Source organism: Mycobacterium innocens, from assembly GCF_900566055.1.
Taxonomy (GTDB): Bacteria; Actinomycetota; Actinomycetes; order Mycobacteriales; family Mycobacteriaceae; genus Mycobacterium; species Mycobacterium innocens.
Genome location: NZ_UPHQ01000165.1, coordinates 43,817 through 67,765 on the forward strand (window position 1 = coordinate 43,817; position 23,949 = coordinate 67,765).

21 protein-coding genes and 3 pseudogenes are annotated in these 23,949 nt (G+C 65.9%); 12 read left to right on the forward strand and 12 right to left on the reverse strand.

Going from position 1 to position 23,949, the window contains the following annotated elements:
• Positions 1-71: 71 nt before the first annotated feature.
• Positions 72-674 (reverse strand): hypothetical protein, encoded by a 603-nt coding sequence (locus tag EET03_RS16340; protein ID WP_099193593.1) that lies wholly within the window; start codon positions 672-674, stop codon positions 72-74.
• 197 nt (positions 675-871) lie between these two features.
• Between EET03_RS16340 and aceE the strand changes: the two genes are divergently transcribed.
• From aceE to EET03_RS16380, 8 genes are all read left to right on the forward strand, one after another.
• Positions 872-3,664, forward strand: coding sequence for a pyruvate dehydrogenase (acetyl-transferring), homodimeric type (aceE, locus tag EET03_RS16345; RefSeq protein ID WP_075541992.1), 2,793 nt, complete (start codon positions 872-874; stop codon positions 3,662-3,664).
• Between the two features lie 84 nt (positions 3,665-3,748).
• A complete protein-coding gene (locus tag EET03_RS16350) occupies positions 3,749-5,068 on the forward strand; it encodes a PucR family transcriptional regulator (protein ID WP_075541991.1) in 1,320 nt (439 codons plus the stop codon).
• A gap of 172 nt (positions 5,069-5,240) precedes the next feature.
• Positions 5,241-6,158, forward strand: a complete 918-nt coding sequence (locus tag EET03_RS16355; protein ID WP_075541990.1) for an ACP S-malonyltransferase — start codon at positions 5,241-5,243, stop codon at positions 6,156-6,158.
• 76 nt (positions 6,159-6,234) lie between these two features.
• Positions 6,235-6,582, forward strand: a complete 348-nt coding sequence (gene acpM, locus EET03_RS16360) for a meromycolate extension acyl carrier protein AcpM (protein ID WP_023365075.1) — start codon at positions 6,235-6,237, stop codon at positions 6,580-6,582.
• Positions 6,579-7,829 carry a 3-oxoacyl-ACP synthase KasA gene (gene kasA / locus EET03_RS16365; RefSeq protein ID WP_099193594.1) on the forward strand — a complete coding sequence of 417 codons (1,251 nt, stop codon included), beginning with the start codon at positions 6,579-6,581 and terminating at the stop codon, positions 7,827-7,829. The genes acpM and kasA overlap by 4 nt, the downstream gene beginning before the upstream one ends.
• Before the next feature lie 93 nt (positions 7,830-7,922).
• Positions 7,923-9,182 carry a 3-oxoacyl-ACP synthase KasB gene (gene kasB, locus EET03_RS16370; protein ID WP_075541988.1) on the forward strand — a complete coding sequence of 420 codons (1,260 nt, stop codon included), beginning with the start codon at positions 7,923-7,925 and terminating at the stop codon, positions 9,180-9,182.
• Between the two features lie 36 nt (positions 9,183-9,218).
• Complete coding sequence (locus EET03_RS16375; RefSeq protein ID WP_075541987.1) at positions 9,219-10,640, forward strand: acyl-CoA carboxylase subunit beta; 1,422 nt, start codon at positions 9,219-9,221, stop codon at positions 10,638-10,640.
• A 124-nt stretch (positions 10,641-10,764) separates the two neighbouring features.
• Complete coding sequence (locus EET03_RS16380; RefSeq protein WP_075541986.1) at positions 10,765-11,652, forward strand: hypothetical protein; 888 nt, start codon at positions 10,765-10,767, stop codon at positions 11,650-11,652.
• 64 nt (positions 11,653-11,716) lie between these two features.
• On the opposite strand, the gene EET03_RS32725 is transcribed toward EET03_RS16380, so the two are convergent.
• The 6 genes and pseudogenes from EET03_RS32725 to EET03_RS16400 form a co-directional block, all read right to left on the reverse strand.
• Complete coding sequence (locus EET03_RS32725) at positions 11,717-12,145, reverse strand: aromatic-ring hydroxylase C-terminal domain-containing protein (RefSeq protein ID WP_341868761.1); 429 nt, start codon at positions 12,143-12,145, stop codon at positions 11,717-11,719.
• Between the two features lie 99 nt (positions 12,146-12,244).
• A pseudogene (locus EET03_RS32730) lies at positions 12,245-12,520 on the reverse strand (FAD-dependent monooxygenase); the annotation flags it as partial.
• A 140-nt stretch (positions 12,521-12,660) separates the two neighbouring features.
• On the reverse strand, positions 12,661-13,146 hold the full coding sequence (locus tag EET03_RS31640; RefSeq protein ID WP_244232395.1) for an FAD-dependent monooxygenase: 486 nt from the start codon (positions 13,144-13,146) through the stop codon (positions 12,661-12,663).
• A gap of 62 nt (positions 13,147-13,208) precedes the next feature.
• The gene (locus EET03_RS16390) at positions 13,209-13,859 is read right to left on the reverse strand and encodes a TetR/AcrR family transcriptional regulator (protein ID WP_244232396.1); all 651 of its coding nucleotides are present in this window, start codon (positions 13,857-13,859) and stop codon (positions 13,209-13,211) included.
• A gap of 118 nt (positions 13,860-13,977) precedes the next feature.
• A complete protein-coding gene (locus EET03_RS16395; protein ID WP_099193595.1) occupies positions 13,978-15,525 on the reverse strand; it encodes a glycerol-3-phosphate dehydrogenase/oxidase in 1,548 nt (515 codons plus the stop codon).
• Positions 15,525-16,094 carry a TetR/AcrR family transcriptional regulator gene (locus EET03_RS16400; protein ID WP_075541984.1) on the reverse strand — a complete coding sequence of 190 codons (570 nt, stop codon included), beginning with the start codon at positions 16,092-16,094 and terminating at the stop codon, positions 15,525-15,527. The genes EET03_RS16395 and EET03_RS16400 overlap by 1 nt, the downstream gene beginning before the upstream one ends.
• A gap of 47 nt (positions 16,095-16,141) precedes the next feature.
• Here EET03_RS16400 and EET03_RS16405 point away from each other — a divergent pair, with 47 nt between their 5' ends.
• From EET03_RS16405 to EET03_RS16415, 3 genes are all read left to right on the forward strand, one after another.
• On the forward strand, positions 16,142-17,722 hold the full coding sequence (locus tag EET03_RS16405) for an FAD-binding oxidoreductase (protein ID WP_082274551.1): 1,581 nt from the start codon (positions 16,142-16,144) through the stop codon (positions 17,720-17,722).
• A complete protein-coding gene (locus tag EET03_RS16410; RefSeq protein ID WP_063471993.1) occupies positions 17,719-18,669 on the forward strand; it encodes a diacylglycerol kinase in 951 nt (316 codons plus the stop codon). Before EET03_RS16405 ends, EET03_RS16410 begins: the two co-directional genes overlap by 4 nt.
• 61 nt (positions 18,670-18,730) lie before the next feature.
• Positions 18,731-19,258, forward strand: a complete 528-nt coding sequence (locus EET03_RS16415) for an Rv2253 family sensor-like surface protein (protein WP_075541982.1) — start codon at positions 18,731-18,733, stop codon at positions 19,256-19,258.
• A 224-nt stretch (positions 19,259-19,482) separates the two neighbouring features.
• On the opposite strand, the gene EET03_RS16420 is transcribed toward EET03_RS16415, so the two are convergent.
• A complete protein-coding gene (locus EET03_RS16420) occupies positions 19,483-19,827 on the reverse strand; it encodes a hypothetical protein (RefSeq protein WP_075541981.1) in 345 nt (114 codons plus the stop codon).
• A gap of 1,013 nt (positions 19,828-20,840) precedes the next feature.
• Between EET03_RS16420 and EET03_RS30305 the strand changes: the two genes are divergently transcribed.
• Positions 20,841-20,984: a hypothetical protein gene (locus EET03_RS30305; RefSeq protein ID WP_279637707.1), complete on the forward strand. Its 144-nt coding sequence runs from the start codon at positions 20,841-20,843 to the stop codon at positions 20,982-20,984.
• Positions 20,985-21,057: 73 nt separating this feature from the next.
• On the opposite strand, the gene EET03_RS16430 is transcribed toward EET03_RS30305, so the two are convergent.
• The 4 genes and pseudogenes from EET03_RS16430 to EET03_RS30310 form a co-directional block, all read right to left on the reverse strand.
• On the reverse strand, positions 21,058-21,570 hold the full coding sequence (locus EET03_RS16430; protein WP_036412540.1) for a DUF3145 domain-containing protein: 513 nt from the start codon (positions 21,568-21,570) through the stop codon (positions 21,058-21,060).
• Positions 21,571-21,712: 142 nt separating this feature from the next.
• A complete protein-coding gene (locus tag EET03_RS16435) occupies positions 21,713-22,531 on the reverse strand; it encodes a serine hydrolase domain-containing protein (protein ID WP_075541979.1) in 819 nt (272 codons plus the stop codon).
• Positions 22,532-22,544: 13 nt separating this feature from the next.
• Positions 22,545-23,625: pseudogene (locus EET03_RS16440) on the reverse strand (class I SAM-dependent methyltransferase).
• Positions 23,626-23,718: 93 nt separating this feature from the next.
• A pseudogene (locus EET03_RS30310) lies at positions 23,719-23,949 on the reverse strand (PE-PGRS family protein); the annotation flags it as partial.

The following is a 23,949-nucleotide window of genomic DNA, read 5'->3' on the forward strand; positions in this document are numbered from 1 at the left end:
CCCTTGTTCAGCCACACGACGCGTGATGGGCACTATCGTCGCACAAACGCCATCGAGCCAATAACGCCGCCTCAAAAGGAGGCCATGCACATTTTCAGCGCCTTGGTCTTGGTGTCGTTGAGCTGATCGACTCGCCGGTTGAACTCGCCCGTCGGTGCATGGGTGCCGATGGCATTCGCCACCGCCAGCGCCGCATCGGCATAGGCGTTGAGCGCGTCGCGCATCTCCCTGGACAGCGCGTCGCTGAGACTGCCCGACACCGATGAGGCGCTGTTGTTGAGCGCTTCGATGGCCGGGCCCTCGGTCGGCCCGGTGCTGCGGCCGGCATTGAACGCCGCGACAAAGGCATTCACCTTGTCGATGGCGTCCTTGCTGGTGGTTGCCAGGGTCTCACAGGAGCCGCGGATCGCCTTGGCCGTCAGCGACTGCTGGCGCTGGGATTCCCGGATACTGGAGGTCGCCGACGAGGCCGACAGCGACACCGACACCGACGACCGGTAGGCCGGAGCGACCTTGGTGTCGGGGGTCGCGGTGCCCTCGGTGACGCTGGTACACCCCAGGATTGCCATCAGCAGCACCGCAATGCAACCGCAGACCCGGGCGACTCGCCTCGCATTCAGACTGGCCACAACCCCCGCGTGCCGGCGAGCGACGGCACGCCATCCGTTGAGCACGGCTAGTGACGTTACCGGTTCGGGGCGTCAACTGTCGGCGACGCTCCTACTCCGGCCGGTGCCGACGCCTCCGGCGGTCGCGATCCCGCAACCGCGATCGGGCGGCGGCTATCCGCCCGCGACGTCGGTGCGGCACGATAGGGGGACGGACCACCGACGCGTCCAAGCAGCACACCCGCCGACTCCAGGAGTAGCGCGTGACCACCGAGTTCGCCCGCCACGATTTGGCCAAAACCCCAAGCAGCGGAAGCGAACCCGACCGCGTTCGGGTGATCCGCGAGGGCGTGGCGTCCTATCTGCCCGACATCGATCCCGAAGAGACCTCGGAATGGCTGGAGTCCTTCGACGAGATGCTGGAGCGCTCCGGCCCGTCGCGGGCGCGCTACCTGATGCTGCGTCTGCTGGAACGTGCCGGCGAACAACGGGTGGCCATCCCGGCACTGACGTCGACGGACTACGTCAACACCATCCCGACCGAGCTGGAGCCGTGGTTCCCCGGCGACGAGGACGTCGAACGCCGCTACCGGACCTGGATCAGATGGAACGCGGCGATCATGGTGCATCGCGCGCAACGGCCCGGGGTGGGCGTGGGTGGTCACATCTCGACCTACGCGTCGTCCGCTGCGCTCTACGAGGTCGGTTTCAACCACTTCTTCCGCGGCAAATCGCATCCCGGCGGCGGGGACCAGATCTTCATCCAGGGCCACGCCTCCCCCGGGATCTACGCGCGCGCGTTCCTCGAAGGCCGGTTGACCGCCGACCAGCTGGACGGCTTCCGCCAGGAGCACAGCCACCCCGGCGGCGGGTTGCCGTCCTACCCGCACCCGCGGCTGATGTCCGACTTCTGGGAATTCCCCACCGTCTCGATGGGCCTGGGCCCGCTGAACGCCATCTACCAGGCGCGGTTCAACCACTACCTGCACGACCGCGGCCTCAAGGACACCTCCGATCAGCACGTGTGGTGTTTTCTGGGCGACGGCGAGATGGACGAGCCCGAAAGCCGCGGGCTGGCACACATCGGCGCGCTGGAAGGCCTGGACAACCTGACCTTCGTGATCAACTGCAACCTGCAGCGCCTCGACGGCCCGGTACGCGGCAACGGCAAGATCATCCAGGAGCTGGAGTCGTTCTTCCGCGGCGCCGGCTGGAACGTGATCAAGGTGGTCTGGGGCCGCGAATGGGACGCCCTGCTGCACGCCGACAAGGACGGCGCGCTGGTCAACCTGATGAACGTCACCCCCGATGGGGACTACCAAACCTATAAGGCCAACGACGGCGCCTATGTGCGCGACCACTTCTTCGGCCGGGACCCGCGCACCAAGGCGCTGGTGGAAAACATGACCGATTCCGAGATCTGGAACCTCAAGCGCGGCGGCCACGACTACCGCAAGGTCTATGCCGCCTACAAGGCCGCCGTCGACCACAAGGGGCAGCCGACGGTGATCCTGGCCAAGACCATCAAGGGCTATTCGCTGGGCGCGCACTTCCAGGGCCGCAACGCCACCCACCAGATGAAAAAGCTTGCGCTGGAAGACCTCAAGTATTTCCGGGACGCCATGCGGATCCCGGTCAGCGACACCCAGCTCGAGGAAGACCCCTACCTGCCGCCGTACTACCACCCCGGCCCGGACGCCCCGGAGATCCGGTACATGCTCGACCGGCGCCGCACGCTGGGCGGCTTCGTGCCCGAGCGCCGGACCAAGACCAAGGCGCTGAAGCTTCCCGGCCGCAATATCTATGCCGCCCTGAAGAAGGGATCGGGAAACCAAGAGGTCGCCACCACCATGGCGACGGTGCGCACCTTCAAGGAAGTGTTGCGGGACAAAGAGGTTGGCCCGCGAATCGTCCCGATCATTCCGGACGAGGCCCGCACCTTCGGGATGGACTCCTGGTTCCCGTCGTTGAAGATCTACAACCGCCTCGGCCAGCTCTACACCGCCGTCGACGCCGAACTGATGCTGGCCTACCGGGAAAGCGAAGTCGGCCACATCCTGCACGAGGGCATCAACGAAGCCGGAGCGGTGGGCTCGTTCATCGCGGCCGGCACGTCGTATGCGACCCACAACGAGCCGATGATCCCGGTCTACATCTTCTATTCGATGTTCGGTTTCCAGCGCACCGGCGACGGTTTGTGGGCCGCGGGCGACCAGATGGCGCGCGGGTTCCTGCTCGGCGCCACCGCGGGCCGCACCACGCTGACGGGCGAAGGCCTGCAGCACGCCGACGGCCACTCGCTGCTGCTGGCCGCCACGAACCCGGCGGTGGTCTCCTACGACCCGGCGTTCGCCTACGAGATCGCCTACATCGTGGAAAGCGGGCTGGCGCGCATGTTCGGGGAGAACCCGGAGAACGTGTTCTTCTATATCACCGTCTACAACGAGCCCTACGTGCAGCCGCCCGAGCCGGAGAACTTCGATCCCGAGGGCGTGCTGCGGGGTATCTACCGGTACCGCGCGGCCACCGCGCAACGCTCCAGCAAGGCGCAGATCCTGGCCTCGGGCGTGTCGATGCCCGACGCACTGCGGGCGGCCGAGTTGCTGGCCGCCGAGTGGGACGTGGCCGCCGACGTGTGGTCGGTGACCAGTTGGAGTGAGCTGAACCGCGACGGGGTCTCCGTCGAGAAGCAACGGCTGCACAACCCCGGCCAGCCGGCGGGTGAGGCGTACGTGACCAAGGCGCTCGCCGATACCGCCGGCCCGGTGGTGGCGGTGTCGGACTGGATGCGTGCGGTCCCCGAGCAGATCCGGCCCTGGGTGCCGGGCACCTACGTGACGCTGGGCACCGACGGGTTCGGCTTCTCCGACACCCGTCCCGCCGCGCGGCGCTACTTCAACACCGACGCCGAGTCGACCGTCGTCGCGGTGCTGGAGGCGCTGGCCCGCGACGGTGAAATCGACCCGTCGGTGGCGGTGGCAGCCGCGCGTCAGTACCAGATCGACAACGTGCAGGCGTCAGCGAAGCAGGATGCCGACGCCGGCACGGCGACCTAGCGCACGACCGCTGCATAAGACGACACTAAGAATCTCCCAAGCGCTTTGGCGGGAAGTTCCAGAAAACAGGCGTAGCTTTTAGGGGTGAACGACAACCAGTTTTCGCCACTGGCTCGGCTCGCATCGTCCAGATCACCACTCGAACTGCTGGACGCCGTGCCCGATTCGCTGCTGCGACGGTTGAAACAGTACTCGGGCCGGCTGGCCACCGAGGCGGTCTCGGTGATGCAGGAACGGCTGCCGTTCTTCGCCGACCTGGAGGCGTCCCAGCGCGCCAGCGTGGCACTGGTGGTGCAGACGGCCGTGGTCAACTTCGTCGAGTGGATGCAGGACCCGCACAGCGACGTGAGCTATACCGCACAGGCATTCGAATTGGTGCCCCAAGACCTGACCCGACGAATCGCGTTGCGTCACACCGTCGACATGGTGCGGGTCACCATGGAGTTCTTCGAAGAAGTGGTGCCGCTGCTGGCCCGCTCAGAGGAGCAGTTGACCGCGCTGACCGTGGGCATCTTGAAGTACAGCCGGGACCTGGCCTTCACCGCCGCCTCTGCCTACGCCGACGCCGCCGAAGCGCGCGGCACCTGGGACAGCCGGATGGAGGCCAGCGTGGTCGACGCGGTGGTACGCGGCGACACCGGCCCGGAGTTGCTGTCCCGGGCGGCGGCGCTGAACTGGGACACCACCGCGCCGGCCACGGTCGTGGTGGGCACCCCGGCGCCGGGGCGCGACGGCTCGAATAACGAGGACGGCAGCAAGCGAGCCAGCCAGGACGTCCGCGACATCGCCGCCCGCCACGGCCGCGCAGCGCTCACCGACGTGCACGGCACCTGGCTGGTGGCCATCGTGTCCGGCCACTTGTCGCCCACCGATAAATTCCTCAAGGACCTGCTGGAGGCGTTCTCCAACGGGCCAGTGGTCATCGGGCCGACCGCTCCCATGCTCACCGCGGCCTATCACAGTGCCAGCGAGGCGATTTCGGGGATGAACGCGGTCGCCGGCTGGCGCGGCGCGCCGCGCCCGGTGCTGGCCCGTGAATTGCTGCCGGAACGCGCCCTGATGGGTGACGCCTCGGCGATCGTGGCGTTGCATACCGATGTGATGCGGCCACTGGCCGACGCCGGCCCGACGCTCATCGAGACGCTGGACGCGTATCTGGATTGTGGCGGCGCGATTGAGGCGTGTGCCAGGAAGTTGTTCGTTCATCCAAACACCATCCGGTACCGGCTCAAGCGAATCACCGACTTCACCGGGCGTGATCCGACCCAACCGCGCGATGCCTATGTCCTGCGGGTGGCCGCGACGGTGGGCCAGCTCAACTATCCGGCACCGCATTCCGGCGCGGCGAACAATGCCATCGCAGCGGTTCCGCTCCCGCTCAGGCGGGGTGCCGAAGGGGCCTGAGCATGGGCCCGACGGCCGAACCGGCACAATAGTGATTCAGGACACAGATCGCGGGTCGATCTCAAACATGTAGCTTACGCGGCTGTTTTGTAGGGTCTCCACAAAAACCTAAGACGAGGTTCATAATCTGTTACACCGCGCAAAACCGTTTCCACAGTGTTCTCTTAGACACGTGATTGCGTTGCTTGCGCCCGGACAGGGCTCCCAGACCGAGGGAATGCTGTCGCCGTGGCTGGAATTGCCAGGCGCGGCGGACCGGATCGCCTCGTGGTCGCAGGCCAGCGGCCTGGACCTGGCCCGGCTGGGCACCACCGCGTCGACCGAGGAGATCACCGACACGGCGGTCGCTCAGCCGTTGATCGTTGCGGCCACCCTGCTGGCTTACCAGCAGCTGACACAGAGGGGTCTGCTGGTGGGCCAGGAGTTCATCGTGGCCGGCCACTCCGTCGGCGAGATCGCCGCCTACGCGATCGCCGGGGTGATGGCGGCCGACGACGCCGTCGCACTGGCCGCGACCCGCGGCGCCGAGATGGCCAAGGCGTGCGCCGCCGAGCCGACCGGCATGTCGGCGGTGCTCGGCGGTGACGAGGCCGAGGTGCTGAGCCGCCTCGAGCAGCTCGACCTGGTCCCGGCCAACCGCAACGCCGCCGGCCAGATCGTCGCCGCCGGCCCGCTGACCGCCTTGGACAAGCTGGCCGAGGACCCGCCGGCCAAAGCCCGGGTCCGTGCGCTGGGCGTCGCCGGAGCGTTCCACACCCAGTTCATGGCCCCGGCCCTGGACGGCTACGCCGCAGCGGCGGCCGGCATCGCGACCGGCGAGCCCACCGCCACGCTGTTGTCCAACCGGGACGGAAAGCCCGTCACTTCCGCGGCCGCGGCGATGGAGGCCCTGGTCTCCCAACTCACCCAGCCGGTGCGCTGGGACCTGTGCACCGCCTATCTGCGTGACCACGCAGAGGGTCCAGTCACGGCGATCGTGGAGTTCCCGCCCGCGGGCACCCTCACCGGCATCGCCAAACGCGAACTTCGGGGGGTTCCGACGCGCGCCGTCAAGTCACCCGCAGATCTGGACGAGTTGGCAAGCCTGTAACCGCAGGATTCGTCCAGAACCAATAAAAGTACGTCAAACCGATTTGCCCACAACATATTACGAAGGGAAGCTAACTGTGGCCGTCAGTCAGGAAGAAATCATCGCCGGTATCGCCGAGATCATCGAAGAGGTCACCGGTATCGAGCCCTCCGAGGTCACCCCGGAGAAGTCGTTCGTCGACGACCTGGACATCGACTCGCTGTCGATGGTGGAGATCGCCGTGCAGACCGAGGACAAGTACGGCGTGAAGATCCCCGACGAGGACCTCGCCGGTCTGCGCACCGTCGGTGACGTCGTCGCCTACATCCAGAAGCTCGAGGAAGAGAACCCCGAGGCTGCCGAGGCGCTGCGGGCCAAGCTCGAGTCGGAGAACCCCGAGGCTGTGGCCAACGTCAAGGCGAGGCTGGAAGCAGAGAGCAAGTGACCAAGCCTTCCACTGCTAATGGCGGTTACCCCAGCGTTGTGGTAACCGCCGTCACAGCGACGACGTCGGTCTCGCCGGACATCGAGAGCACGTGGAAGGGTCTGTTGGCCGGCGAGAGCGGCATCCGCGTCCTTGAAGACGAGTTCGTCACCAAGTGGGACCTCCCGGTCAAGATCGGCGGCCACCTCAAGGAGCCCGTCGACAACCACATGGGCAGGCTGGACCTGCGCCGCATGTCGTATGTCCAGCGGATGGCCAAGCTGCTCAGCGGACACCTGTGGGAGTCCGCGGGCAGCCCCGAGGTCGATCCGGACCGGTTCACGGTCGTGGTCGGAACCGGCCTCGGTGGAGCCGAGCGGGTGATCGAGAGCTATGACCTGATGAACGAGGGCGGACCCCGTAAGGTGTCCCCGCTCGCGGTTCAGATGATCATGCCCAACGGCGCCGCGGCGGTCGTGGGCCTGCAACTCGGTGCCCGCGCCGGGGTGATCACCCCGGTGTCGGCCTGTTCATCAGGCTCGGAGGCCATTGCCCACGCGTGGCGTCAGATCGTCATGGGCGACGCGGACGTCGCCGTCTGCGGCGGTGTCGAGGGTCCCATCGAGGCGCTGCCCATCGCGGCGTTCTCCATGATGCGGGCCATGTCGACCCGCAACGACGAGCCCGAGCGGGCCTCGCGGCCGTTCGACAAGGACCGTGACGGTTTCGTGTTCGGCGAGGCCGGTGCGCTGATGCTGCTCGAGACCGAGGAGCACGCCAAAGCCCGCGGCGCCAAGCCGCTGGCCCGGTTGATGGGTGCCGGGATCACCTCGGACGCCTTCCACATGGTGGCGCCGGCGGCCGACGGTGTGCGTGCCGGCCGGGCGATGACACGGTCACTGGAACTGGCGGGCTTGTCCCCCAAGGACATCGACCACGTCAACGCGCACGGCACAGCGACACCGATCGGCGACGCTGCCGAGGCCAACGCCATCCGGGTCGCCGGCTGTGAGCATGCCGCGGTCTACGCGCCGAAATCGGCCTTAGGTCACTCCATTGGCGCAGTCGGGGCGCTGGAGTCGGTACTGACCGTGCTGACACTGCGGGACGGCGTCATCCCGCCCACGCTGAACTACGAGACCCCTGATCCCGAGATCGACCTCGATGTTGTCGCGGGCGAACCTCGCTACGGCGAATTCCGCTATGCCATTAACAACTCGTTCGGCTTCGGCGGTCATAATGTGGCGCTCGCCTTCGGGCGCTACTAAAGCAAGACATCGCGGGCCGCGAGGCCCGAGGTAGGGGTCCCCCCGGTTGCGGGGGCGAGCCGGACAGATACGGAAGGAACGTTCGCAACACTCATGACAGAGCTGGTTACCGGGAAAACGCTCCCGAACGTAGTGGTCACCGGCGTCGCCATGACAACCGCGCTGGCCGCCGACGTGGAAACCACGTGGAAGTTGCTACTCGACAGCCAAAGTGGGATCCGCGTCCTCGACGACCCGTTCGTCGAGGAGTTCGATCTGCCGGTGCGGATCGGCGGGCATCTGCTGGAGGAGTTTGACAGCCAACTGACGCGCGTCGAGCTGCGGCGCATGGGCTACCTGCAGAAGATGTCCACCATTTTAAGCCGGCGAGTGTGGGAGAACGCGGGTTTGCCCGAAGTCGACTCCAACCGGCTGATGGTGTCCATCGGCACCGGGTTGGGCTCGTCGGAAGAGATGGTGTTCAGCTACGACGGCATGCGCGCTCGTGGCATGAAGGCGGTCTCACCACTTGGCGTGCAGAAGTACATGCCCAACGGCGCGGCCGCGGCGGTAGGCCTGGAACGGCATGCCAAGGCGGGCGTTATCACCCCGGTATCGGCGTGTGCGTCCGGTTCCGAGGGCATCGCTCAGGCGTGGCGCAACATCGTCTTCGGCGAGGCTGACGTCGCCATCTGCGGTGGCGTCGAGACCAAGATCGAGGCGGTGCCGATCGCGGCGTTCGCCCAGATGCGCATCGTGATGTCCACCAAGAACGACGATCCCGTCGGCGCCTGCCGCCCGTTCGACCGGGACCGCAGCGGCTTCGTGTTCGGTGAAGCCGGTGCGCTCATGGTGATCGAGACCGAGGAGCACGCCAAGGCCCGCGGCGCGAACATCCTGGCCCGTATCATGGGAGCCAGCATTACCTCCGACGGCTTTCACATGGTGGCGCCGGACCCCAACGGGGAACGCGCCGGGCACGCGATGAGCCGGGCGATTCAGCTCGCGGGCCTGACCCCGGCCGACATCGGCCATGTCAACGCGCACGCCACCGGGACCTCGGTGGGTGACCTGGCCGAAGGCAAGGCCATCAACAACGCGCTGGGCCCGCACGGCGGCAACGCGGTGGTGTACGCACCCAAGGCCGCGCTGGGCCACTCGGTGGGTGCGGTCGGTGCGGTGGAATCGATCCTGACCGTGCTCGCGTTGCGGGACCAGGTCGTTCCCCCGACACTGAACCTGGAAAACCTCGATCCAGAGATCGACTTGGACGTGGTGGCGGGTAAGCCGCGGCCCGGTGATTACCGGTATGCGATCAACAACTCGTTCGGATTCGGCGGCCACAACGTGGCAATCGCTTTCGGGCGGTACTAAATCCCGAGCCACCCCGGAAACAACAGGAGACCTGCGATGACGATCATGGCCCCCGAGGCGGTCGGCGAATCGCTCGACCCCCGCGATCCGCTGCTGCGACTGAGCACCTTCTTCGACGACGGCAGCGTGGAGCTGCTGCACGAGCGTGACCGCTCAGGGGTGCTGGCCGCGGCGGGCGCCGTGAACGGCGTGCGCACCATCGCGTTCTGCACCGACGGCACCGTGATGGGTGGCGCGATGGGGACCGAAGGCTGCGCACACATCGTCAACGCCTACGACACCGCCATCGAGGAGCAGAGCCCGATCGTGGGCATCTGGCACTCCGGTGGCGCCCGGTTGGCCGAAGGGGTGCGCGCGCTGCACGCGGTCGGCACGGTGTTCGAGGCCATGATCCGCGCGTCGGGCTACATTCCGCAGATCTCGGTGGTCGTCGGTTTCGCCGCCGGCGGCGCCGCTTACGGTCCGGCATTGACCGACGTCATCGTGATGGCCCCGGAAAGCCGGGTGTTCGTCACCGGACCGGACGTGGTGCGCAGCGTCACCGGTGAGGACGTGGACATGGCCTCCCTCGGCGGCCCGGAAACCCACCACAAGAAGTCCGGGGTGTGCCACATCGTCGCCGACGACGAGCTCGACGCCTATGACCGCGGTCGTCGGCTGGTCGGATTGTTCTGCCAGCAAGGCCATTTCGACCGGAGCAAGGCCGAGGCCGGCGACACTGATATCCACGCGCTGCTGCCCGAATCTCCTCGGCGGGCCTATGACGTGCATCCGATCGTGACCGCAATCCTCGACAGCGAAACGCCGTTCGACGAGTTCCAGGCCAATTGGGCGCCGTCGATGGTGGTCGGGTTGGGTCGGTTGTCCGGGCGCACCGTCGGTGTGCTGGCCAACAATCCGCTGCGGCTGGGCGGCTGCCTGAACTCCGAAAGTGCCGAGAAGGCAGCACGTTTCGTGCGGCTCTGCGATGCGTTCGGGATTCCGCTGGTGGTGGTGGTCGATGTGCCCGGCTATCTGCCTGGTGTCGACCAGGAGTGGGGCGGCGTGGTGCGTCGCGGCGCCAAGCTGCTGCACGCCTTCGGTGAGTGCACCGTTCCCCGGGTCACCCTGGTGACCCGAAAGACCTACGGCGGGGCCTACATTGCAATGAATTCCCGCTCGCTTAATGCCACCAAGGTGTTTGCTTGGCCGGACGCCGAGGTGGCCGTGATGGGCGCCAAAGCGGCCGTCGGCATCCTGCACAAGAAGAAGCTGGCCGCGGTGCCCGAGCATGAACGCGAAGCGCTGCACGACGAACTCGCAGCCGAGCACGAGCGGATCGCCGGCGGTGTGGACAGTGCCATCGACATCGGCGTGGTGGACGAGAAGATCGACCCGGCGCACACCCGCAGCAAGCTCACCGAGGCGCTGGCCCAGGCGCCGGCACGGCGCGGGCGCCACAAGAACATTCCGCTGTAGTTCTGACCGCGAGCAGTCGCAGAATCGCATGCGCGGGACCCGCGCAGTGCGATTCTGCGACTGCTCGCGGCGGTTATCCCCAGCGTGACTGGCCGAGGCCGGCCGCTCCTCGCATGCTGTCCCGGTGCACCTTGGAGCGCTAGCGCTGTTGGAAAGGGCCGGCGGGTTCGCTACCACCGCGCAACTGCTGACGGTCATGACCCGCCAACAGCTCGACGTTCAAGTCAAGAACGCTGGCCTCGTTCGCGTGTGGTACGGGGTCTACTCGGCCCAAACGCCAGATCTACTCGGTCGCCTGGCGGCCCTCGACATCTTTATGGGGCGACAAGCCGTGGCTTGCCTGGGCACTGCGGCCACGCTATACGGGTTCGACACGGAGAACACCACCGCCATTCATGTGCTCGACCCCGGCGTACGGATGCGGCCCACTGTCGGTTTGATGGTTCACCAACGCACCGGCGCCCGGTTGCAGCGGGTGTCAGGTCGTCTGGCAACTGCGCCGGCGTGGACGGCCGTCGAGGTCGCACGACAGCTGCGCCGTCCCCGAGCTCTGGCCACCCTTGACGCCGCACTGCGATCAATGCGGTGCACTCGCTTCGAGATCGAAAGTGCCGTTAACGAACAGCGTGGGCGCCGCGGAATCGTCGCGGTGCGCGAACTGCTGCCGCTCGCCGACCCACAAGCGGAATCGGCTATGGAGAGCGAAGTTCGGCTCGTCATCATCGACCACGGGTTGCCGCTCCCGGAGCTTCAATATCCGATCTACGGCCGCGGTGGCGAGCTGTGGCGGGTCGACTTCGCTTGGCCTGAAAGGCGTCTGGCGGCCGAGTACGAAAGTGTCGACTGGCATGCCGGGCGCAACGAGATGCTGCGTGACAAAACCAGGTGGGGCAAGATCCAGGAACTCGGGTGGACGATTATCCCGATTGTCGTCAGCGACGTGAGACAGGAACCTCACCGCCTGGCCCAGCGAATCGCTACCCACCTGGACCGCACGCGCATCGCTATCTGACGCTGGCGAGCAGTCGCAGAATCGCACGCCAAAGGCCGGTGGAACGCGATTGTGTGTCTGCTCGTCAGCGGCACAGGATCCTCGAAAGTGCCTGGTGCAGATCGCTACTCGGGTCCGCCGGGAAACCACTGCACCGCCAGCCGACGAAATCGTCCGGGCGCACCAACAGCGCTCCGTGCGGCTTGAGTCCGGTCGCAGCGAACCACGCGTTATCGCGGATGCACTGCACGGCAATCGGGGCACCGAGAGCGGTCGACACCGAATCGGCTGTACCGCGCCAACGTTGGTCGCCGGTAAGCAGGGCGAATTCGTGACCGAGCAGATCCAGCGTCGAAATACGCCGTCCGCCTTCAGAAATCCACACATGCGGGGTTCGGGTGCCGGGCTGCCCACGCAACTCCGCCACCAGCTGCACCGCGTCGGAGTCCGCTGCGGGTTCGGCGGTCACGACCGCAGCGGAGCGGTACCGGTAACCGATCAGCAGCTCGAACATCGAGCACTCTTCGGCGGCCGCCAGTTGCGGTCGATGCTCATCCAACTCGAGCAAGGCAACCGTCGGTCCGGTAAGCGACTGATGAGCGGCAAATCGCCCCACCGGGCGACGCTCGCTGTGATAGGTGTCCAGCAACTCAGCGCCGGCAGTACCCTGCAGGACCGCGGCCAGCTTCCAGGCCAGGTTGTGTGCGCTCTGGATCGCGCTGTTGGCTCCCCCGGCCTTGAACGGCGGCATGGTATGTGCCGAATCGCCGACGACAAAGACACGGCCGCAGGCGAATTCGTCGGCTACCTGTTCGTAGGGTTGCCACGTCGCCACCTCGGTGATCCGCATCTCGATCGGTTCGCCGATCGCCTTGACCAGCAGCTCGGCACAGCGTTGCGGGTAAACTGTTCGGCCGTCTCACCTTTGGCGGGATGGTAGGTGGTGATGAACATTCCGAGGTCGCCGGTAACCGCCAAGAATATTCCTGGCGCGTCAGGGTTATCGACCCCGCACGGCATCCCCGTCGTTCAGGTGTGAGACGAAATGCCGCCGCGGCGCCCGGAAGTAGATGAAGACGACATAGATCGGCAGCGCCCCGTAACTGGACGTGGTAATCGAGAGCGCCTTGCGGATCGGGCCGTGCACGCCGTCGGCGCGATCAGGTAGTCGGCACGTACCGTCTCGCGCTCTCCCGACTCCCGGTCGGCGATGGTCGCGGTGACGCCGGCCTCGTCCATGTCGAACGAGACGAACTCCGTCCCGTAGCGAACTTCGCCGCCACGGGCACGGGTCGCGCCCAACAAGATCGGCTCAGATTTGCTCTGTGGGCGATACTGCGCGGCCGGTTCGGGGCTTGGATCTTCCATACTGCGGAAGCTGAGATTGCGGGCTTTGGGATAGTTGAAGACTTCGTCGCGCTTGTCGACGAGCGGGCGAAGCAACACCGTGCCGGGCGAGTAGCGCCGATGCCGCCAACCCGCCGACACCGGCCCCGACAACGAGCACCGGGACATGCGTGACCGTCATGCGCCACTCCCCTTCCCCCGGCCAGTGACCACTGGTGAGAAGGAAAGTATTAGTTCCGCCTGGTGCACAGTCTGGCCACCAGAGGCCGCGACGCCGCAATCGCTACAGTGCCGCGCGGCGGGATAAATGGGCCGGGGTTTACGGGCCCCGCGCGATGGCAAGCGGCCGGATCACCTCTTCGAGAACACGTCGAACGAATACTCGATCGACTGGCCGTCCCGTCATCACCCGCAGCACGTTGAGGCCCATCGCGACATCGGGTATCAGGCTCAGGTCCCGGCCCGCGGGGGACCGCACCCCGGGCGACGGCATGGTCGAGCACCACCCGGAGCAGCTGGCGTGGCCGGGAGAGGACGAGGTCGTCCAAGGCGGCGGCCAGAACGGGATTGTGCATGGCGGCCGTTGCCACGCCGACAATGATTCGAATGGCGGCCTGGTCGGCGTCGTCGAAATCCGGCACCGCCGCAACCAGAGCGTCGATGTCGCCGCGCAGACTGCCGGTATTCGGCGGGTCGACCGACCCGACTCCGCGCCGCCAATGGGCGATCGCATCGGCCACCACCTCGGCCTTCGACGGCCAGCGCCGGTATATCGCCGCCTTGCCGACCCGGGCGCGGGACGCGATGTCGTCCATGCTCAGTTGGTCGTAGCCGCTTTCGGCCACACCCGCCAGCGCCGCCTCGAGGATGTCCGCGTCCAACGACCGATCGAGACGCCCGGGACTGCGCCGCGGACGCGGCGCTCGCTTCCGCGGGTCGTTGCCCCTACGCTCAACTGCCATGGCACGTGAACCATTCTGCCGATACGACTCAGTTCCGCTACGCCGGTGCGGCCCCCGCGAGGAACTCCTCGGCGACGGCGACAACGCGCTCACGGTCGCGGGGCACCAAGCCGATTCGGGTTCGGCGATCCAGGATGTCGTCGACATCCAGTGCACCCTCATGGGTCACTGCGTACTCGAACTCGGCCCGGGTTACGTCGATGCCGTCGGCGACAGCTTCGGTGGGACGCTCGCAGGTGGCGGTGGTGATCACATTGGCTGCTTCGGCGCCGTAACGCGCCACCAATGACCCGGGCAAGCCGACCGCCGGTCCCTGCGGGCAAGGCCCGGGGTTCGCCGGCGCACCGATCAACGGCAGGTTGCGAGTCCGGCAGTCACCGGCGCGCAAGTGCCGCAGGCCGATCGCACGGTTCAGCACATCTTCGGCCATATACCGGTATTCGGTCAGCTTGCCGCCGACCACGCTGATCACCCCCGACGGGGACTCGATGACGGCGTGGTCGCGGGAAACGTCAGCGGTGCGGCCCTCGCCGGTGTCGATCAGTGGCCGCAGCCCGGCGTAGGCGCCGATGACATCGGTGGTCTGTAGTTTGATCGTCAGCGCGGTGTTGACCGTATCCAGCAGGAACATGATCTCTTCCGAAGATGGTTCTGGCACATCCGGAATCGGCCCGGGAGCATCTTCGTCGGTTAACCCGAGGTAAACCCGGCCCAGCTGCTCGGGCATGGCGAACACGAAGCGGTTGAGCTCACCGGGAATCGGAACAGTCAGCGCCGCAGTCGGATTCCCGAAGGCGTCGGCATCGAATACGAGATGCGTTCCACGGCTGGGCCGTAACTTCAGCGAAGGGTCGATCTGGCCGCCCCACACTCCCGCGGCGTTGATGACGGCGCGGGCGGACACATCGAAGGTTTGGCCGGTGCGCTGGTCGGTCAACCGCGCCGAAGTGCCCGTCGCGTTCGATGCGCCAACATAAGTCAGGATCCGGGCGCCGTGCTGGGCCGCGGTGCGCGCGACCGCCACCACCAGTCGGGCGTCGTCGATCAATTGCCCGTCGTAAGCCAGAAAGCCGCCGGCAAGGCCGTCACGCCGCACGGTCGGCGCCATCTCGACCACGCGCTGCGCCGGGATGGTGCGCGATCGGGGCAGCGTCGAGGACGGCGTGCCGGCCAGCATTCGTAACGCGTCGCCGGCCAGGAACCCGGTGCGCACCAGCGCACGTTTGACGTGACCCATCGACGGCAGCAGCGGGACCAGCTGCGGCATCGCATGCACGAGATGAGGGGCGTTGCGGGTCATCAGGATTCCGCGTTCGATCGCGCTGCGCCGGGCGATGCCCACGTTGCCGCTCGCCAGGTAGCGCAACCCGCCATGCACCAGTTTGGAGCTCCACCGGCTGGTTCCGAACGCGAGGTCGTGCTTTTCGGCCAGGGCCACCCGCAAGCCCCGCGACGCGGCGTCCAACGCGATCCCGACACCGGTGATACCGCCACCGATGACGAGCACATCCAGCGCTTCCCCGTCGGCCAGAGCGGTCAGTTCGGCAGTGCGGCGCGCGGCGTTCAGAGCGGTCGAATTGGGCATCAGGCCAGGTATCCGTTCAGTGAGTAGGTGAGTTCGGCAGCCAGTGCTTGGGAATCGAGGATCGGATTGACGATGTCGACGGACTGGATCGTCGACTGGGCGATGAGCAGCACCATGGTCGCGAGTTGACGGGGGTCGCCCGCGCGGACGCTGCCCGATCGTTGTGCCACTTTGAGCCGCGCCGCGAGCCCCTCGATCAGGAACTGCTGGCTGGTGCCCAGGCGCTCGGTGATGTACACCCTGGCCAGGTCCGAGTGCATCAGCGCCTTGATCAAGTCGTCGCGCCGTAGCCGATCGGCCACCGCGACGACTTGCCTCACCACGGCTTCACGGTCGTCGCCATCGAGGGGCAATTCGTTGAGCACGTCGGTGATGTGGCTGGTCAGCAACGCCGCTATGATCGACCTCGTGTCCGGCCACCGGCGGTAAACAGTCGGGCGACTGACGTCCGCGCGTCGTGCGATCTCGGCGAGTGCCACCTTGTCGACACCGTAATCGCGGACACAGCTCGCGGCCGCCGCAAGTATGCGGGCCCCGATGTTTTCGGGAGCATTACTCGTTGACAGCATATGTAATACTGTAACGCATGACACATCTCGAGGAACTCCTTCCGCCCATGAAATGGAACGCGTGGGGAGATCCCGCCGCTGCGAAGCCGCTCTCCGACAGCGTCCGTGCTCTGCTGAAACAGGTTGTCGGCCTTGGCGATTCGGATGAAGCCGAGCTGGATCCCGATCAGGTGACACTACGCCCGTCCACCTTGTCGCAGGCCGACCAGGATGCGCTGGCCGAAATCGTCGGCGCCGAATACTTCCGCGCCGCCGACCGTGACCGGTTGCTGCACGCAGGCGGCAAATCTACCCCAGACATGCTGCGGCGCAAGGACACTGGCCCGCAGGATGCTCCCGATGCGGTGTTGCTGCCCGGTGATGACGGCACTGTCGCCGCGATCCTGCGGTATTGCTCCGACCACGGGATCGCCGTCGTCCCCTTCGGTGGCGGCACCAACGTCGTCGGCGGTCTCGATCCCGACCGCGGCGATTTCGGTGCGGTGATCTCGCTGGATTTGCGGCGCTTCAACGAACTTCACTTTCTCGACGAGGTATCGGGCATAGCGGAATTGGGCGCCGGCGCAACCGGCCCCGAGGCCGAACGCCTGCTCGGTGAGCACGGCTTCTCGCTCGGGCACTTCCCGCAAAGCTTCCTATTCGCCACCATCGGTGGTTTCGCGGCAACCCGTTCCTCCGGCCAGGATTCCGCCGGCTATGGCCGGTTCAACGACATGATTCTCGGGCTGCGCATGATCACCCCGGTGGGTGTGTTGGATCTGGGCCGGGTAGCGGCATCGGCGGCAGGTCCGGACCTGCGCCAACTTGCGATCGGCTCGGAGGGTGCCTTCGGCGTCATCACCAAGGTGCGGCTGCGGGTACACCGGATACCGGAAACGACGCGCTACGAAGCCTGGTCGTTCCCCGACTTCACCACCGGCGTCGCGGCGCTGCGTGCGGTCACCCAAACCGGAACCGGACCCACCGTCGTCCGCCTCTCCGATGAGGCCGAAACCGGCGTGAACCTCGCCACCGCCGAATCGATCGGCGAAAACCAAATCACCGGCGGCTGTTTGGGACTCACCCTTTTCGAGGGCACCAAGGAACACGCCGAAAGCCGGCACGCCGAGACACGCGCGTTGCTGGCGGCCCACGGCGGAACGTCACTGGGTGAGGGGCCGGCGCAGGCCTGGGAGCGTGGCCGGTACGCCGCGCCCTACTTGCGCGACTCGCTGCTGGCGGCCGGCGCGCTTTGCGAGACGCTGGAGACCGCCACCGATTGGTCCAACATCCCGAGATTGAAAGCCGCGGTCACCGAGGCGCTGACCACGTCACTGGCGGAATCTGGTACCCCGGCGCTGGTGATGTGCCATGTGTCGCACGTGTATCCGACCGGGGCGTCGCTGTACTTCACCGTCGTCGCGGGGCAGCGAGGCAATCCGATCGAGCAGTGGATGGCCGCCAAGAAGGCCGCGTCGGACGCGATCATGGCCAACGGCGGCACCATCACCCACCACCACGCGATTGGCGCCGACCATCGCCCCTGGATGCGTGAGGAGGTCGGCGATCTGGGTGTGCAGTTGCTGCGCGCGATCAAAGCGACACTGGATCCGGCCGGAATTCTCAATCCCGGCAAGCTGATTCCGTGACTGCCGAGAACCCTGTCTCCCGGCAACCGCGCCGGCGCGAGATCGGCAAGGTGACCGCGCTGACCAATCCCGTCTCGGGGCACGGCGCCGCGGTCCGGGCCGCACAAATTGCGATCGCCCGGCTGCATCATCGCGGTGTGGAGGTCGTCGAAATCATCGGTGACGACGCGCAAGACGCGCGTTATCTCGTTTCGGCTGCACTCGAGATGGGCACCGACGCCGTCGTCGTCACCGGCGGCGACGGTGTCATCTCCAATGCGCTGCAGGTGTTGGCGGGCACCGATGTTCCGCTGGGCATCATTCCGGCGGGCACCGGCAATGATCACGCCCGCGAATTCGGGATTCCCACCAAGGATCCCGAAGCCGCCGCGGACATCGTCGTCGACGGCTGGACGGAAACCATTGACCTGGGCCGGATCCGTGACCGCGCGGGGGTCGACAAATGGTTCGGCACCGTGGCGGCAACCGGATTCGACTCGCTGGTGACCGATCGAGCCAATCGGATGCGTTGGCCGCATGGGCGCATGCGCTACTACATCGCGATGCTCGCCGAGCTGTCGCAGCTGCGGACGTTGCCGTTCCGATTGGTCCTCGACGGCGCCCGGGAGATCGAGACCGACCTGACGCTTGCCGCCTTCGGCAATACCCGCAGCTACGGCGGCGGGCTGCTGATCTGCCCCAACGCCGATCCTTCCGACGGCCTGCTCGACATCACCATGGTGGCGTCGGGATCGCGGACAAGGTTGGTCCGCTTCTTCCCCACCGCCATGAAGGGCACTCACGTCGAACTGGACGAGGTGACCACCGCACGGGCCAAGACCGTCGACGTCGAGTGCCCCGGCATCAACGTGTACGCCGACGGCGACTTCGCGTGTGCGCTGCCGGCCGAGATCTCCGCGGTTCCGGCCGCGCTACAGCTGCTGCGCCCCAATCCCTCAGCGGTGTAACGACTCGGTCACAGAACCCGACATCTTTTCAAACCCGATCAGGCCCGATCAGGGAGGAAAGATGTCCGGACTTCGCCGGACCGCACTGGTTGCTTTGGCTGCTGCGTCGTTGTGTTGTCTCGTGATGTCGGAAGCTCCCCGCGCGACGGCCGACGAGGGTCCGAGCTGGAACGGACCATACGTCGTGACGTTCGGGGCCAATGCGAAGACCGGCACCAGCATCGCAGCCAGTGGACCGGAATACGCCCACCGGGCGAAATACTCCTTCAGCTCGAGCTGCGCGGCGGGCGTCTGTATCGCCACGGTGACCGATGCGCCGCCGGCCAAAAATGAGTTCATCCAGCGCCCAATTGAATACACCTGGAACGGTTCCCAATGGGTGCGAGAGACAACCTGGAAGTGGGACTGCCTGCTGCCCGACGGGACAATCGAGTACGACCCGGCGAAATCCATTGCGGTATATACCCCCGGTCCGCACGGAATCCTCACCGGCGCGTTCCACACCGACATCACCAGCGGCGCCTGCAAGGGAAATGTCGACATGCCGGTATCGGCCAAGCCGGCCTTCGAGCCGGAGAGTGTTATCTAACTCCTTCGTCGTTTGCGGTCTCGATCATGCGGCGAGGGCACTGATCTTGGCAATGTTCGTCGCGGTTCCTCGCGGGAACTGGACACTGCCCCGCGGCGGTGATCGCCTCCCCGGGGTGGTTGCTGCCGGGTGCCGGGCTTCGGAGACGACCCGATCCAGCCCGGGAACCCCTGTCGACGCGGTCGATAGGCCTCGCATCAAGGAGCGATCACCGCCGGCAGCGGTCAGGTGGCGGGCGCGTCAGGCTGGTCGGGCGGAATCGCGCCGTCGCAACCACCAGGCGGCGGCGGACCCGGCAGAGGCTCGTCGCCGCTGACGCAGTCGTAATACCACTGCGGCCCGGTTATATAGGTGCGCATCCACTGGTGCCAGAACGACCCGTCGGGATACTTCTCGCCATCGCACACAGCTAACTCGCCAAAACCCCAACGCCCGCCCGGGCAGTAGCCCATCGTCATGTTCGGCTTGTGCGGGTCCGGTGGATCGGCGCTGGCGACCGCAGCAGAAGACACAATCACCGCAGCACAGCCTAACGTCGCGGCGCCAAGGCGAGTAAGGTTGGACTTCATTTGTGTATTGACCCTTCTTTAGCGTGCTGAATCCATACGGCTGATTTCAAGTCAAGATCCGAACTTGTGAATGAGCTTCGGCCAGGCAGCGTGGTAAACGGACCTTCTCGCGAAGGATCTGAAGTTCGGTTGTTCTGATAAAGATTCGACATTTGACTCACTAGTTCGGAAAAGTCGCAACATACGTGCGGCAGTTTACGGCACGGAGGGCCGGCGGTGTCAACTCGAAGTGGACCGGTGAACAGGGCACATCAGGCCGAATCCGGAAAGGCGGTAACGGCTCCGCCGCTACACCCCACGGCTTACGCCGTAGGGATGGCATACGTGCGTCGATCGTCACTGCGCAAGAGTCCAGGTCAACGGACGTTGTCAAGTCGTTGGACCGGTGTGCGCACCCGTATCCCAGCATCGCAGCATCGACGCGCTGGAATCGACGAAGCTCAATAGCTCTATGTTATTGATTAATAATGGTTTTTGATTAGCGTTTGGCGAGAAATATCTGTATGGTACCGACTGAGTTTTCGTTAGCTTATGCCTGTATATAACAGTCTCATTGCTTCTTCCATTTACGGACCGGTTGCTCAGCCTGAAATTTCACGGTCGCCCGCTCTTGATCTCCGGCTTGTCCGTGGGTGTCGATGATCAGGTGCACTTTGCACGCGCCTGGGCGCATGTCGCGGAATACTTCCGCAACAACACAGCAGTATTCGGCTACGGCGTTCAACGAGCCGTTTCCGGGATTCGTGTGGGAAGGGTGCTTGAACCCGGTCTTGGGCTGCCCGATCCAGGACCACAAGTTGACGAACTTCTACAAAAAGATCGTTCCGATAATCCGGAAGGTCGACCCAACCAGGTTGGTCTTCTTCTAGCCGAATCAGCTCTTCGCCGCCGGAATCTACACACACCTCGGCAAGGTGATCGACCCACACACCGCCTTCGCGTTTCACGACACTGCGCCACCGAGAATACGGTGCATGTAGACGTCGGGTTTCGTCTCCGGCGAGCAGACAATCATCTCGGTGCCGCCCATCGAGTATCCGAACGGCTATCAGGTGAGTGTCAAAGCTGGACAGGTCACTTCGGCATCCGGCGCCGCCTTGTTGACCGTCGTGGCAGACCCGGGCGCAAACACCGTCGAAGTTGTCGTGGCGCCCTGACGGCTAGCGGGTGTCGTGAAGCATCCCGGGGTTAACCCCTCAATGCCGGTGCAACTCCTTCGGGTCGAAGTAGCTAACCGACCCCGCGGCTCAACCACGCGACCTCACCCGCGTCACCACCGTCTCGGTAGACCTCGAGCGCTTCGTCCCATGCCGTTCCCAGCACCGAATCCAGCTCGGCGGCAAGGGTGTCAGCGCCCTGCGCCATCAACGTCCGCAGCCGCATCTCCCCCACCATGATGTCGCCGTTGGCGCTCATGGCACCGCTCCACAAGCCCAGCTGCGGGGTGTGGCTGAACCGCTGCCCATCGACGCCGGGGCTGGGATCTTCGGTGACCTCGAACCGCAGCACCGACCACGAGCGCAACGCATTGGCCAGCCGGGCGCCGGTGCCCACCGGCCCCACCCAGTTGGTGACCGCACGCAATTGCCCGGGCATCGCCGGCTGCGGCGTCCAGACCAGATTCGCCTTGGCCTGCAGGGTCGACGACAACGCCCACTCGACATGCGGGCATACTGCCGCGGGCGAAGCGTGGATGTACACCACGCCGGTCGTCACGTCGGCGAATTGATTCGACGCACGCATCTCTTGCTCCTTCGGTTCCGCGAGGGACGTCTTCCCCAACGACCTGGCGGACCAGCAGAGCGAGATACCTGCCACGAAATTATGTTGTCTGCGTGTCTATTGTGCCTTGTGAGACCACTGTTGCGCTAGTGTGCAGTTCGGATTAGATGTACTCGGCCAAAACCGAGTCCGAAATCGCCGGCCAGGGCCCTCGGGCCCACTCGCCGAAATCACGATCCGTGAGGACCACCAGCGCCAGGTCCGCGTCGGGATCGGCCCAGATGAACCCACCTGCCTGACCGAAATGGCCATATGTTCGCGGCGAGTTGCGGGTACCCGTCCAGTGCGGCGACTTGGCATCCCTGATCTCAAAGCCCAACCCCCAGTCATTGGGGCGCTGGACGCCGTATCCGGGCAACACCCCGTCCAGTCCCGGGAACTGCACGGTGGTCGCCACTTCGTGCATCTGCCCGGAAACCGTCGACGGGCGCAACAGATCACCGGCGAACAACGCCAAGTCGCCGACCGTCGACGTGGCGCCGAACCCGGCTGCGGCCGCGCCGCCATCCAGCCGGGTATTCGCCATGCCCAATGGCTCGAACACCGCCTCGTTCAGATAGCTGCCGAATTCGATTCCCGACTCCCGCTGCACCGCTTCGGCCAGCACAGTGAAGCCGTAGTTGGAATACATCCGGCGGGCGCCGGGCCGTGCCAGCTCCTTCGCCGAGTGCATCGCCAGCCCGGATGCGTGCGCCAGCAGATGACGGATCGTGGACCCGGGCGGCCCCGCCGGGCTGTCGAGGTCGACGACGCCTTCCTCGACGGCGATCTGCGCGGCGCGGGCCACCAACGGCTTGGTGACCGACGCCAGCGTGAATCCCTGCGCGGTATCGCCATGGGTAGCCAGCACACCGTCGGGCCCGATTACCGCCGCGGCGGCAGCGGGCACCGGCCAGTCGTCAAGAGCATCCAAAGCGGCCATCGAGTCCGGCGCTTCACTTCCTGGCGATGTAGTAGTTGTTCAACGGATCTGACTCGATCTCGGACACGTGCACGTCACTAAAGCCGGCGTCGGCGAGCATCGAGGTGGCCACCTGGCGGCCCCACACGGTCCCCAACCCCACGCCGTCCAGCGCCAGCGACACCGTCATGCAATGCATCATCGACGTGGTGTACAGGTAGGTGCTCAGCGGGACACCAATGTTGTCCTCGAGTCGGCTCGACGCCTTGATGTCAACCATCAGCAGCACACCACCGGGTCGCAGGGCTCGATGGATGTTCTGCAGCACCCGCGCCGGCTGCGCTTGGTCGTGGACGGTGTCGAAGGCGGTGATCACGTCGTAGGCGGCTACTTTTTCGGAGACCTGGTCGAGCTGCGCCAAGTCGTGCCGCTCGAATGCCGCGTTGTTCAGGCCAAGTGCAGCCGCCTCCGCGGCGCCTGCCGCCACGGCCGCTTCCGAGAAGTCGATGCCGGTGAACCGGCTTTGCGGGAACGCCTGTGCCATGAGATTGACCGCATGCCCGCTGCCGCAACCGAAATCGGCCACCTCGAAGGCCGGCCCGCAGACGCTCCGGCAGTCCCTCGACCAACGGCAAGACCACGTCGACGAGGGTTGCGTCGAACACCTCACCGCTCATCTCGGCCATCAGGGTGTGGAAGCGCGGGTAGTCACTGTAGGGCACGCCGCCGCCGCCGCGGAAGCAGTCAATGACCTTCTGCTCGACTTCGCCGAGCAACGCGATGAACTGCGTGACGCGGGCCAGGTTGTTGGGTCCGGCGGCTCGGGTAAGGGCTGCCGCCCGATGGGCCGGCAGCGCGTACGTCGCCTTAGCGGGGTCGTAGTCGACGACCTGCGCGGCGGTCAGGCCACCCAGCCATTCCCGGACATAGCGCTCGTTGAGGCCCGCCGCCTCGGCGATCTGGGTGCTGGTCGACGGCGGCAGCTCGGCCATCGTGTCCAGCAGCCCGGTCTGATGGCCGACGCTGAGCAGGATCGCCAAACCGGCGCTGTCGATGGCCGCCACGATCCGGTTGCCGAATTCCTCACTGGTTTCGAGGCCGGTTTCGGTTGTCATGATCAGCGACGCTACACCGGGCTGGTGAGGCTCTGGTCCAAGACGAAAACGGTTCTGCAGCCGGTGTTGGTTGTGGTCAGCAATGCGGATCGGCTATTGCACGCCGTCGAGCCCGTCTTGCCCCAGCAGTCGTGCGCCGGTGCCGCCGGCGCCGGTGTCGCCCGCGGTGGTTCCGTTGCCGCCATTGCCACCGTTACCGCCGTTGCCGATCACCACAGCAGCCGCACCGCCGATCCCACCGGTCCCGCCGGTGCCGCCGAATCCGGTGATGTTGCCGTCGCCGCCGGCGCCGCCGGCGCCGCCGTTGCCCAGCAACCGACCACC